Origin of the sequence: Roseivirga misakiensis (assembly GCF_001747105.1) — a bacterium.
Lineage (GTDB): Bacteria > Bacteroidota > Bacteroidia > Cytophagales > Cyclobacteriaceae > Roseivirga > Roseivirga misakiensis.
This window is the reverse complement of the sequence record NZ_MDGQ01000005.1, coordinates 702,436-715,372: the sequence shown is the minus strand read 5'-3', so window position 1 is coordinate 715,372 and position 12,937 is coordinate 702,436. Positions and strand designations below refer to the sequence as shown.

Below are 12,937 nucleotides of genomic sequence, written 5' to 3'. Positions count from 1 at the left end.
ACTACTTCATTGAAAGATAAATAATTAACTTGTTATGCATGACGAGTATGTAGGATTAAAATAAACCTTTCATATAGTTAGTTGTAAAGAGTCCAAGACTTTGGCAATTCTATAGTATCTTGTCAGATAGCATTCAACACTTTCGCCGTTGTCATCCTTAAGAAAACCTATGAAAGCAGTACAGTTCAAGAAAACCGGAGTCCCTACTGATGTTTTAACAGTTGTTGACCTTCCCATTCCATCTCCAGCACCAGGAGAAATTCGTGTAAAAGTATCTAAGGCCAATATTATCCCGGCAGACATTATGTTCATTCAGGGCATGTATGGAATACAACCAGAATTGCCTCAAATCGGCGGTTTTGAAGCTACTGGCACTGTCGATGCTTGTGGTGAAGGCGTTGAAATGCCAGAAGGAGCTGGTGTAATTTTTACGGCAACTGGCACATGGACAGAGTACGTTTGCGTTGCGGCGAATAGTGTTATCCCTAAACCACCGACCATGTCTGACGAGGTCGCTTGTCAAGCCTTTGTCAATCCGTTGACGGCTTATGGTATGCTGATCGAAGCCGATTTAGAGGAAGGTGACTACTTATTAATTACAGCTGCTGCATCCGCTTTCAGCAAGTTTGTAATTCAAATTGCCGCTAGCCGAGGCATAAACGTAATCGGTACTGTTCGTAGAGATGAACAAAAGCAGGCGCTATTAGATCTTGGTGCAACCGCAATTATTAATGAAAAAACAGAAAGTATCTATAAATCGGTGAAAGCGGCAACGAATGGTGAAATGGTGAAAGCGGCTTTCGATGCCGTCGGCGGAGACCTTGGCGACAAAGTTATCAACGCACTTCAAATCAACGGAAAGATGCTAGTGTATGGATTACTCAGTCTGAAACCAATTCCATTAAACAGTGGACTGTTGATCTTTAAAAATATTACAGTAAAAGGTTTTTGGCTAACGACATGGTTCACAAGTTTATCGGGTGATGAACGTAGAAGTATTGTGCCTAAAATCCTCGGAATGCTTACGAGCGAAACGTTGAAAGCCGATGTGGAAGCCACATATACTCTCGACCAAATTATTGATGCCATTAAGCACATGGAGGCACCAGGTAGAAGTGGGAAAATCCTATTAGATATAAACGCTTAACTTTTTTTGATCCTAAATCCTTAACCAAAATCATCTGATGAAGCTTAAAATCCTATCCCTTCTCTTATTCTTATCTATTGCCGCTTATGCGCAGACGAACCCTTTGACCAAGGGGAAGCCCAAAAAGGTGGGCATGTCGAGCAAAACATTGTCGCAGATTGATGAACATGTGAAGCAATATATGGAAGACAAAAAACTTCCAGGCGGATCATTTCTCATCGCTAAAGAAGGTAAAATTGTCTACAATAAGAGCTTTGGTTATCGTAGCTCTAAAAATGAGCAGGCCTATGGAACTGGTGATATCTGGCGATTAGCTTCTATGACAAAAGCAGTGACGTCAGTCTCAATTATGCAACTCTATGAGCGAGGTGAGATTGGACTTGATGACCCTGTACATAAATATATTCCCGCCTTTAAAAATCAAGTCGTGCTTGATGAATTTAATCCAGCTGACTCAAGCTATACAACCGTTCCGGTCGAAAAAGATGTTACGATTAGGAACCTCTTAACTCATACTTCTGGAATAGTTTACGGCAGTTTTAATCCCGGCAAGTTGATGGCTGTCTATGAGAAGTTCGATATGAACGTTGGATTCTCACATGAAACATGGAGCACGGAAGAGTGGATTAATAGACTGGCTAAAGTACCACTAGCGCATCAACCAGGGGCAAAATTTTCCTATGGACTTAGTATGGATGTATTAGGCCGAATCGTGGAAGTAGTCTCTGGTACTACACTAGACAAATATTTCAAAGCCAATATTTTCGATCCACTAGGCATGAAAGACACTTACTTCTATTTGCCAAAAGAGAAATTCGATCGCTTAGTCGGTGTATATACGAATGCGACAGGCAAGTGGCAAACAGTGGAAGAACTTGGTATGACGGCGGGTACGGATTACCCTAAACAGGGACCGAGAAATGTATTTGCAGGGGGCGCAGGGTTATCCTCTACTATGATGGACTATGCGATTTTTATACACACCTTAGTTTCTGGCGGAGGAGAAATTATTGGCAAGAAGACGCTCGCCGAAATGAGCAAAGACCAAATGCCGGAGGTAGTTACCGACTACAATCCACAAAGAAGTGAGCGGATCGGTAGTAGTTTTGCCTTGGGCTTTACGGTTTATCTTGACTCTCCAACCAAGCGAAGCCCTAAAAGTCCTGGCACATATGAGTGGGGCGGATACTTCAACACGAAGTTTTTCATCGACCCTGAGGAACAAATGGTGTTTGTAGGAATGACACAGATAGCAGGTTTCAATAACAATGCCTTTTGGGAAGATATGTATAAGATAATTTATGAGGCGCTCGAAGACTAAACCCGTATAAACGCTTATACAGATTTTTATATCCTTTCAACTGTTTTCTGAGGGAATAAAAGTTTTTTTAGATTTTTTTATTCAATTATATATCATTGACTATCAATAACTTAATTTCTATTTTAAGCCTGATAAATTTAATTCATTAAAAATAGTTTTTGGATTTTAGAAAACGATTTCAATACATTTGTGACACAGAAAACGAAATGACAAAAAGTTATATACATACCGAATTTACAGCTCCAGCCAGCCAACTGGAGTGTCAAAATTCATTTGTATCCCGGTTCGGGGAAAGTTAATTTTCAATGAAAGAAATTGACAACCCGATCCATTTGGTTCGGGTTTTTTTGTGCTTAAAATTTGACAAAATGCTACAACATATGAAGCAAATACAATCAGAGAATTTAAACCAATGCTATCAGAGTCAATATGATTTTGAATTTGGGGGACTACATATTATTCAAAAGGTCGATGAAATGATGACTTGACAAAACTGATAATTCGGTTTTGAAAAGCCCGGCCTTCTGAAGGTCGGGCTTTTTTTTGATCAATCGAGTTCGTCTAAGAGGTGAGGACACTATTCTCATAAGGTAGAAATAGAGGTTCGAATCCTCTACTGGATACACAAGTCAGGGTGGCCGAGTGACTAGGCACTGGTCTGCAAAACCAGTTAGGAGGGCCTGTCTGCCGACAAAGGCAGGTTTGATCCCCTCCCCTGACTCAAAGATGCCGGGTGGCCGCCCCAAAGTCTCGGAAGCGAAGACGCCAGCATTTGGTTAAGGATTCGACTTGCCTGCAAGCAGGATTCAAATCCTGGTAGAATGATTTAAACATACATCTCCGCCCGTTAGGGAAGTGCTCGAAGAGCGGAGCGGATAAAACGTTAAGTCGTTTAACCAGATAAAACTAAGAAGCTAAAGGAGAGGCAGAACGGGTGTCTCCTGATTTAGAGAGGGGTTAAAGGCCCTAAACAACCTCCCGAAGTTTCGGGATGTTCGGGTTGTGATGTTTGTAAAAGCTTTAAAGTGAATAGCAGGTTATTCCGACACAAAGCTTGTGGATCTCAAGCCCAATGGAAGGATAGCCTAAATGGAAATATAGCTCAACGGTAGAGCTACTCCCTGTTAAGGAGAAGGTTGTTGGTTCGAATCCAGCTATTTCCGCATATGGAAATGCGATAACGATGGAGAGTTATATCGGTCTGTAAAACCGATGCCAAAGGCTCAGTAGGTTCGAATCCTACCATTTCCACGGGAATTTAAGTTCAGGTATAAGGCCTGATGAGGGCTTCAAAAGCCCCATAGTATTCTTGCCAATAGGCATGGATATGCTTCTTGTGAGTGGACTAATCTCCCACCATAAATTACGCTTAAGACGGAGGTTCGAATCCTCCCCTCGACAAGGTCGGGGTAACTCAGCCCGGTTAGAGTAAAGCACCTCTTAAGATGAGGAATGGACTGTTAATCCATCAGAAGTACTGGCTTCTATAAAACCAGTGACACCAGGATGTGGTGTTAAATCGACCCCTCAAACTCTCGGGAATGAGGAACATTTTGAAGAAACCAGGGCAATCAGGATACCGACTGATGCAATGATTGACTTCAAGTATAAAACTGAAAAGAGAATTGGATATCAGCCAATTCATACTGATCACGCTTGTGCTAGAACTCAACCATGAATTCAGACTCAATGAAAGCTCCGTCTATGAAAGATGGTCGGTTTACACCGCTCCTATTGAATGAAATTATTTGGCCAATAGTGATAATGAATAATTAACCGAGGCACTGCCTCACAAATTTTTAAAAGATGAAAAGGATACGAATTAACCAAGGCAAAGTAGGGCTTGTTTTCAGAAAAGGAGACTACCGAAATGTGCTTACCGCAGGTACGCATTGGGTATCTCTTTTAGACGCTGTAGTTGAATATGACATGGTCAAGCCATTCTACGCTCCAAAGACAATTGACTTGTTTTTGAATGACGAAAAGCTTGTCGCTATGCTAAATATAGTACGGGTTGGTGATCATAAAATTGCCCTCAAGTACAAGAGAGGAAACTTCAAAGAAGTACTCACTCCTGGGACGTACGCGTTTTGGAAAGGCCTCATTGACTACTCCTTTGTTAAGGTAGATCTTACCAAAATTGAGATCACCGAAGACATTGATTTGAGTGTAAAAAAAGACAGAGCGCTTATTCCATACATCAGAGTATGCAAAGTAGAAAGCTATGAAAAAGCCATTTTAATGGTAAATGGATCATTCTACAAAGAATTAGATCCTGGAGATTACTACTTCTGGAAAAATGAAATAGCCTTGAATATGTTGAAAGCCGACATGAGACAAGTGCAAATGGAAGTTACAGGTCAAGAAATCTTGACTAAAGACAAAGCTGCTTTAAGAATTAATTTTTACGGTCAATACAAGGTAATGGACATTGTCAAAGCCTTAATAGACAATAAAGATTTTGAGAAGCAACTCTATGTGTTGATGCAGATCGCATTGAGAGAATTTGTTGGAAAGTTCACCTTGGATGAGTTGCTAGAAGAGAAAGACTCACTTGCCGACTACGTCAAAAAAGTGCTCCAGGTGAAAGCCAAAGATTTGGGAATTGAGATCAGGGACTGTGGTGTCAAGGACATCATTTTGCCCGGTGAAGTAAAAAACATCATGAACCAGGTTTTGGTAGCACAGAAACAAGCACAAGCTAATGTAGTAGCCAGAAGGGAAGAAACTGCCTCTACTAGAAACTTGCTCAACACCGCAAAATTGATGGAAGACAACGAGATGTTGTTCAAATTGAAGGAGATGGAATATGTTGAAAAAATCGCTGATAAGGTGAGCAACATTTCTCTCTCAGGTGGACACAAGGTTGTAGACCAGTTGAAAGAAGTATTCACTGGCTTTAAATAACGGCTTCCGGGCAAAGTCCCGGAAGCATAATCAAAAGAAAAATGAAAAATGCAGATACACTTAAACCATCCTTAAGGAAGCGCCAAAAGCGTAGAGACAAGCGTATGCATGAGGAATTAATCGAATGCTACCGTGTGGGTGGTAGATGGCAGGGAAACAAACGCAAAGGTTATGATAAAAGCCATGCAAACAATCCCGACAACTACCGAAAGAAAGAAGGCATAAAACTAAGAAGTGGTGGCACAAAGTGCCAAACAGACAACTTACAACCGCTCCTTAGATTCCTTGCTAAAAATGAAGGCAAGTTTTGGAACAAAGTCTATCAGCAATTATGCCAAAGAATGGATAAAAACAGTGTTCTAGGCCAACATGTTTTTGACCACATTTCTGACTTCGTCCACACAAAAGTATCTATCGAAAACGGCAAAATTTTGTCAGTTGGAAAATGGGGTGGACAAAATGAATTAACCTCCTTTTGGCATCCCGTTTTTTATGTACACCCTAAAAGTGGGCAATTACTAAAAGTGAAAAATAAACGAATTATAATCTGAGGGCACGCTGCCCTCTGAATATTAGAAAAATGGACATCTACGAAGAATATATCGAGGGTCTGATTCAGATGGCAGAAGATGCTTTATATGATGATAAATACGATGAGGCTAGAAAGTGGCTAGAGTGTGGCTTACATGAAGAACCTGGTTATCCCAGACTACATATTAAGCTTGGTGAACTCTACCATTATCACATCAAAAACTGTGAGAAAGCCGAATTTCAGTATCAACTAGCGATCAAGTTCAACCCAAAAGAACAAGAGTTCTATGAAAACTTAGTTCAGCTCTATTATGAGGAGAACAAGTATCAAGGGATAAGAATTTGGTTAAACAAAGCTATTCCATACGAGAATATTAACAGAGTATTTATCTATGGAAACCTCGGCCAAGTAGCTGAAGCGGAAACCAATTACAATATGGCTATCACTTTCTATAAGAAGGCACGTTTGGCATCACTAAACAACTATGTGACCGACGAATTGAAAGGGCATATTAAGAGAAATAAGTATAAACGTTTGAAACGCTTGCTTGGTAAGGCTAAGCATAATGCTGAGGCTCAAGCAAGCACAAACACAAATAACTGAGTTATGGCATCTAAAAAACTAATAGGTAAAGACCTTAAAAAGTTAGGTTTTCCTGAAGGAAGAGCTATTGGCGAAGCCATGCGCGTAATGGAATCGGCCTATAAAGGCAAATCGATTCTTCATAAGAAATCAATGCTAAAAAAGGTATTAGAAAACCCAGCACTTTATGCAAAACATGAGACACTCGGGCCTATTGCTACCGCATTGATGATTAGTAAGATATCGAACAAACCATTGGAAATGCGTCAAAAACGAATCCCTTACTCCATTTATGGTGTTGAAGGCATCGAACCCGGCGCAATTAACCAAATGGAGATCGCGATGAGGCTACCAGTCACCAAATCGGGTGCTCTCATGCCAGACGCACATCAAGGCTATGGCTTACCAATTGGTGGTGTTTTGGCCACTGAAAATGCGGTAATCCCTTATGGAGTTGGTGTTGATATAGGTTGTAGAATGTGTATGACTTTATACGATATTCCTCCTGCTTATGTGCATCAAAACACGGAGGAATTAGAGAAAATGTTACTAGACAATACACGATTTGGTCAAAGCGCTTTTAAGCGTCCAAAAGATCATGCCGTGTTGGATAACAGTCTTTTTGGCGAAATCAATATTGTAAAGTCTCTGAAGGACAAGGCGTGGAAACAGATTGGGTCTTCGGGTGGTGGAAATCATTTTGTCGAATTTGGTATTGGAGAAATCCTGACCGAAGACAACGAAATGGGACTATCCCCGGGCAAATATCTGTCGGTACTCTCCCACTCGGGATCGAGAGGGCTTGGTGCAAATATCGCGAGACATTACACCAAGTTGGCCATGGATATGACCAAGTTACCGAGCGAAGCCAAGCACTTGGCCTGGTTGGATCTTGATTCAGAAGCAGGTCAAGAATATTGGTTAGCCATGAATTTGGCTGGTGACTATGCTTCGGCATGTCATCACCAAATTCACGAAAGGCTTGCTAAAGCACTTGGAGAAAGACCTTTAGCCATGGTAGAAAACCATCATAATTTTGCCTGGAAAGAGCAAGACGCTGATGGAAATGAGATCATTGTTCATAGAAAAGGAGCCACTCCTGCGGGTGACGGGGTAATGGGTATTATTCCTGGCTCTATGACTTCCCCCGGATTTATTGTCAAAGGGAAAGGCGTCAATGAATCCATAAATTCTGCAGCCCATGGTGCGGGTAGATTAATGTCTAGAACTAAAGCCAAACAGAGCCTTTCTAAAAAGGAGGTAAAACAGCACATTAAAAAGGCTGGTATCACATTAATTGGCTCTGGACTAGACGAAGCCCCACAGGTTTATAAAGACATTTATGAGGTAATGGATCGTCAAAAAGACCTGGTGGATGTAGTTGGCACTTTCCAACCTAAAGTAGTGAGGATGTGTGGCGCCAATGAGGCAAAAGGTAAATATCAGGAGGTTGATTAAATGAAAAGAGACATCAAATTGGTGTCTCTTTTTTCTTTCCTTAATGCACAGCTAACTTTAGCGCTATTCAAGTATCACTTACTCTTTTTAATCCCTAACTCCTTTTCGTACCAAGCCATAATAGGTTGAAAAGGTCCATACTTATGTTGGTCTGGTGAAAATTCATCTACCCACGGGCCATAGGGTGTAGAAACAGGCTTCAATTTTTTATCTGGGAAATCCACCTCAGGGTTTGCCTTTTGCGGTCTTTGGAAACTATTGATATAGGCAGCTACATGATAGGCCTCCTCATCTGTGAGTACGGGATTATCCAAGGTTGCTTCTAAATACGGCATGTTGCCCTTAATAAACTGAGCGGCAGTAATCACGCGATGCATTCCTGCTCCATGATTATAGCTATCTTTTCCCCAAAGTGGTGGATATAAATATTTATCATTTTCAGATGGCCTTTGCCCCTGACCGTTATCCATGTGGCAAGTTTGACAATGTTTAATATAGAGTGCCTTCCCAGTATTGACATCCGCTTTTTTATTCGGAATCTCTAGCTTCGCAAACCCCTTATACTGCGCTTCTTTGTCCTTCGGAACATTTTCACTCAGCCATTCCATATAGGCTATAATTGCCTGCATTTCTAAGCTGTTGTCTGGCAGTACCTTACCATTCATGCTACGTTCCATGCACCCATTGACCCGCTCAATGAGGTTTCCCATCTTATTCTCCCTTCCTCTGAATTGAGGAAAACGATTGGCCACGCCGACAAATGAAGCAGAACCCGTTTTTCTACCTGCCTCTAGATGGCAACTCTGGCAACTCAAGTTATTACCCGCGTATCTCACATTCACCTTTGGAGCCATTGGACCAATATGCTTGCTGGTTTCAGTAATGATCTCGTATCCATATTTGACCAAATTATCTCTAGGGCTGGTACCCAAATCTGTCTTTGCGTCTCTTGGTCGCCAATCCTCTGGGGAAACGCGATTACTTGAAATCAAAGCTGGATTGACCCACAGGACAATTAGGAGCATTAAAACTAGTATGGCAAGGCCAAAAACAGCATAAACAGCCTGAGCTACTAGTCTTATTACTTTAGGAAAATCCATTTATGTGAAATATGAGTGATCAGAAGGTGAAAGTCAAGAGAATGTCTGAATGAAAGAAATCTACTCTATTGATTCTGTAAGCTTCATTACCACCTATGTCATCATCGAGAAACCGATAAGCCAAATACCACTCAAGGCTTAGTCCATTCAACCCTTTTGTTTTAGGACTATACTTTATAGAAGTATCCCAATGTATATGCGATGGTACACCTAACTTGTTGGTGACAAATTCAGCAGGATCATTGAGCCTATTCGTACCAATGCTCGTGAAAAATCTCATATCACGTTTCTCACTTTCAAATTCTCGTTGCCACTTAACCATAAACGAAGTCACATCACTTAAGCCCTCAACCCGTGTCCGGCGTTGAAAAGTATAGAATGGCTCAAGCCCCCACTCTCTGGGCAAAAGCATACGTCCAGATGCTCCAATTCTCGAAAAATTAAACTGGAATAAATTTTGGTCTTTTCGCTTCTCGAGCCTTAAACCAAAAGCCGATGCTTTATGTCCATCTGGCAGAAAAGAGAGAGCTGGATTTATGTTGCCTCCCTCACCTACTTTAAATTGATGGATGAACATTGCTTTTAGGCTATATCCACCTTCAAAGGTTAACTCAGGTTCTATCAAAGTGGTGTTATAGACATTATCGGCATAGTAATTCCAAAATTTAAGAGCCAATTGGTCGGTTACTTGTAGTTCGGCATTAGCTATTCCTAAAAAATTAGAATTAACATTTCCAGGATAACCTGCGGCATTACCATTTTCGTCTAAACCGACGGCTATAAGACCAATAGTCTCCCCAATACTAGCAAACTCTCCAGTAAATCGTGGTGAAATCTCATGGATTGCCCCGAGTTGAACTTTTAACCCAGACGATGCTTCATATTTATACCACAATCCCTGTACGGCATTCGGAAATGGCCATGGTTCAGAATTTATCGATGGTGTTTCTATTAGAAATCGACCCACGGTAATTTGATGCTTACTCAGATTAAAACGTGCATAAAGCTGCGGTAAAGCAAATGAGGAACTACCCGAAAGATAATTGGGATGCCAGAGGTTAGCTTCGTAAATAGGTCCAGATCCAGTCAGAGCATCCCTTTTGGTGATGTTGTCAATGCCAAAATGAAAGAGGGTATTACCCTGAGCACCCAAGGTGAGCCAATCTTTCACATCGTAATTATACCTTAAATATGCATGGGCTACAGTACCAGAAAAGTCCTCCAAGTCACCCTTATTAAAGGTGTCCATATGGCGAAATTGTATTCGCCCACTCAACTGATCTTGCTTTTGTGCCTTGGCGATGAACGTGCAAAACAACGCTATCGAAAAAATTAGGGTTCGTTTCAAGCTAAAAATTTACCACAATTAATGCGGTAATTTGTTGCGAAGCAAACCATAAACGTAAGTTCCCAATAATCCTGACGCAATGGCCACCAACATAACCAAGTACCCATTGCCGACTTGAACAAAGAGCGGACCCGGGCAAGCACCTGTTAATGCCCATCCTAAACCGAAGATTGTACCACCGATAAGGTAGCGAGGATAAGAGAATTTTTTCGGGGCTATTTCGATTGGATCACCAGAAAGTGACTTTATTTTTCGCGCTTTGATGAAACGCGTAATAATTATGCCAACAACGACAGCCGAGCCAATGACACCATACATGTGAAACGCTTGAAACTTAAACATTTCGAAGATTCTAAACCATGAGATTAATTCTGCTTTAGTCAGTACAATACCGAAAACAGTCCCCAACACTAAGTATTTGATATATTTCATCTGGCTGGTTTTAAAGGGCTAAAATTGATGGTAATATGAACCAAGTCATCAGCAGACCACCGGCAAAAAAACCAATGACTGCTAATAATGAAGCAGGCTGTAGATCGCTTAATCCACTAATAGCATGGCCTGAAGTACAACCTCCGGCATATCGTGTACCGAAGCCAACTAGAAATCCACCGACCACAATCATGATAATTCCTTTTGCTGTCAGAAGTGACTCCAGATTAAAAATGGATTCGGGCATCATGCCTTCACCCGGGTTTTCAACGCCTAGTGCCGATAAGTCTGAAATGGTTTGCGTGCTAATATCAATCACTTCGGTTTTCATTAGGAATTGACTGGCAATGATCCCGCCTAAAATATTACCCGTAACAAAGACTAGGTTCCAAGTTTGCTTTCTCCAATCAAAATCAAAAAACTCACATGATTTACCAGCTCCAAATACTGAGCAGAGGTTTCTAAAGTTTGCAGACAAACCGAAACTGTTTCCGAAATATATTAACCCGAACATCACGAAGGCGATGATCGGCCCTGCCACATACCATGGCCATGGTTGACTAATGAATTCTATCATATTGATACTTTAGATTTGGCGTAGACAACAACCTTAGAAGATTATTACCTACTATTAATGAGCTCTAAAATGGTGAGTTTTTCTATTGCTTAGTCGAGCGTACTAGGACACACAAAATCAGTAACTGGAATCCCTTCCTTGACGATGGCGGCGAAACCACCAGCTACATCAACTATTTTATCGTAACCGCGGGATTTTAAAATAGAGGCAAAAATCACTGATCGGTAACCACCTGCACAATGCACGTGATACTCTTTATCTTTATCGATTCGGCCCATTTCATTGCTGATAAAATCAAGCGGAATACTTTTAGCCTTTTCGATGTGCTCAGCAGAATACTCACCAGGCTTTCTTACGTCTAAAATATTGATATCATCAGCCGCCATACGTTCTTTTAAAGTAGCCGCACTAATGGATTCAAGTGTATCTATTTCCTTTCCAGCATTCTTCCATGCCTCAAAACCACCTTTTAAGTAGCCCAAAGTGTTGTCATAACCAACTCTAGATAATCGCGTAATGATTTCTTCCTCTCTTCCTTCGTCCGCCACTAAAATAATTGGCTGTTGTAGGTCGGTAATTAGCGCCCCTACCCATGGTGCAAAGCCACCGTCAATTCCTATAAAAATCGAATTCGGAATAAATCCGTTGACAAAGTTCTTCTGATGTCTTGTATCTAAAACCATGGCGCCTTCGTGATTTGCCATAGCCTCAAATGTTTCCACATCTAGTGCAACATTGCCTTTCGCTATCACATTATCTAAACTGTCAACACCAGTTTTATTAAGCATGGCATTTTTAGCAAAGTATTGTGGCGGTGGTAAAATACCTTCGGTAACTTCTTTGATAAATTCTTCCCTTGTCATATCTGCACGTAGGGCGTAATTGACTTTTTTCTGATTCCCGAGAAGATCTGTCGTTTCTTTGCTCATATTTTTACCACATGCCGAACCAGCTCCGTGTGCTGGATATACAATGACATCATCCGGTAAATTCATGATTTTATTTCTAAGGCTATCGAAAAGCATTCCAGCCAAATCCTCTTGTGTTAGATCAGATTTTACTGCTAAATCAGGTCGACCTACATCCCCGATAAATAGAGTGTCGCCCGAGAAGATTGCATGCTCTTTACCAATTTCATCGATTAATAAATAGGTAGAACTCTCTGGTGTATGGCCAGGGGTATGAAGTACTTTAATTTTTACATCACCCAATTCAAAAATCTCTTGGTCAGTCGCTTCGTGAATATCGTAAGTAGTTTTGGCTCCTGGTCCATAAACAATCGTAGCACCAGTTTTATTGGCCAAGTCTAAGTGTCCCGAAACAAAATCAGCATGAAAATGCGTTTCGAAAATATATTTTATTGTTGAGTTACTCTTTTCAGCACGTGCCAAATAAGTATCGGTTTCTCTAAGTGGATCAATGATAGCCACCTCTCCTTTGCTTTCTATGTAATAAGCACCTTGCGCTAAACAACCTGTATAAATTTGCTCGATTTTCATTACTCTCTTCTTTAATTTCTCTGTCTTAAAGACA

General features: G+C 41.0%; 11 protein-coding genes and 4 tRNA genes. 10 read left to right on the top strand and 5 right to left on the bottom strand.

From position 1 onward, the window contains the following. The first annotated feature begins 169 nt into the window (after positions 1 to 169). The 10 genes from BFP71_RS10900 (at position 170) to BFP71_RS10865 (ending at position 7,947) form a co-directional block, all read left to right on the top strand. A complete protein-coding gene (locus BFP71_RS10900; protein ID WP_069835501.1) occupies positions 170 to 1,147 on the top strand; it encodes a zinc-dependent alcohol dehydrogenase family protein in 978 nt (325 codons plus the stop codon). Between the two features lie 37 nt (positions 1,148 to 1,184). Then, positions 1,185 to 2,468, top strand: coding sequence for a serine hydrolase domain-containing protein (locus BFP71_RS10895; protein ID WP_069835500.1), 1,284 nt, complete (start codon positions 1,185 to 1,187; stop codon positions 2,466 to 2,468). A 550-nt stretch (positions 2,469 to 3,018) separates the two neighbouring features. Further along, positions 3,019 to 3,091 (top strand) — tRNA-Met (locus BFP71_RS19380). A gap of 5 nt (positions 3,092 to 3,096) precedes the next feature. After that, a tRNA-Cys gene (locus BFP71_RS19375) sits at positions 3,097 to 3,189 on the top strand. Positions 3,190 to 3,559: 370 nt separating this feature from the next. Then, positions 3,560 to 3,631: transfer RNA gene (locus BFP71_RS10885), tRNA-Asn, on the top strand. A 5-nt stretch (positions 3,632 to 3,636) separates the two neighbouring features. Beyond that, positions 3,637 to 3,719: transfer RNA gene (locus BFP71_RS19370), tRNA-Tyr, on the top strand. 555 nt (positions 3,720 to 4,274) lie between these two features. Further along, complete coding sequence (locus tag BFP71_RS10880) at positions 4,275 to 5,375, top strand: slipin family protein (RefSeq protein ID WP_069835498.1); 1,101 nt, start codon at positions 4,275 to 4,277, stop codon at positions 5,373 to 5,375. A 41-nt stretch (positions 5,376 to 5,416) separates the two neighbouring features. Further along, on the top strand, positions 5,417 to 5,926 hold the full coding sequence (locus BFP71_RS10875; RefSeq protein WP_069835497.1) for a hypothetical protein: 510 nt from the start codon (positions 5,417 to 5,419) through the stop codon (positions 5,924 to 5,926). Between the two features lie 29 nt (positions 5,927 to 5,955). Beyond that, complete coding sequence (locus tag BFP71_RS10870) at positions 5,956 to 6,510, top strand: tetratricopeptide repeat protein (RefSeq protein WP_069835496.1); 555 nt, start codon at positions 5,956 to 5,958, stop codon at positions 6,508 to 6,510. A gap of 3 nt (positions 6,511 to 6,513) precedes the next feature. Continuing rightward, complete coding sequence (locus BFP71_RS10865; RefSeq protein ID WP_069835495.1) at positions 6,514 to 7,947, top strand: RtcB family protein; 1,434 nt, start codon at positions 6,514 to 6,516, stop codon at positions 7,945 to 7,947. A 74-nt stretch (positions 7,948 to 8,021) separates the two neighbouring features. On the opposite strand, the gene BFP71_RS10860 is transcribed toward BFP71_RS10865, so the two are convergent. From BFP71_RS10860 to BFP71_RS10840, 5 genes are all read right to left on the bottom strand, one after another. After that, positions 8,022 to 9,047 (bottom strand): c-type cytochrome, encoded by a 1,026-nt coding sequence (locus BFP71_RS10860; protein ID WP_069835494.1) that lies wholly within the window; start codon positions 9,045 to 9,047, stop codon positions 8,022 to 8,024. 19 nt (positions 9,048 to 9,066) lie between these two features. Then, entirely contained in the window at positions 9,067 to 10,296 is a 1,230-nt protein-coding gene (locus BFP71_RS10855; protein WP_069835493.1) for a hypothetical protein, read from the bottom strand. Between the two features lie 117 nt (positions 10,297 to 10,413). Further along, positions 10,414 to 10,827, bottom strand: a complete 414-nt coding sequence (locus BFP71_RS10850; protein ID WP_069835492.1) for a YeeE/YedE family protein — start codon at positions 10,825 to 10,827, stop codon at positions 10,414 to 10,416. Positions 10,828 to 10,837: 10 nt separating this feature from the next. Continuing rightward, entirely contained in the window at positions 10,838 to 11,404 is a 567-nt protein-coding gene (locus BFP71_RS10845; RefSeq protein ID WP_069835491.1) for a YeeE/YedE family protein, read from the bottom strand. Between the two features lie 89 nt (positions 11,405 to 11,493). Further along, positions 11,494 to 12,903: an MBL fold metallo-hydrolase gene (locus BFP71_RS10840; RefSeq protein ID WP_069835490.1), complete on the bottom strand. Its 1,410-nt coding sequence runs from the start codon at positions 12,901 to 12,903 to the stop codon at positions 11,494 to 11,496. Between the last annotated feature and the right edge of the window lie 34 nt (positions 12,904 to 12,937).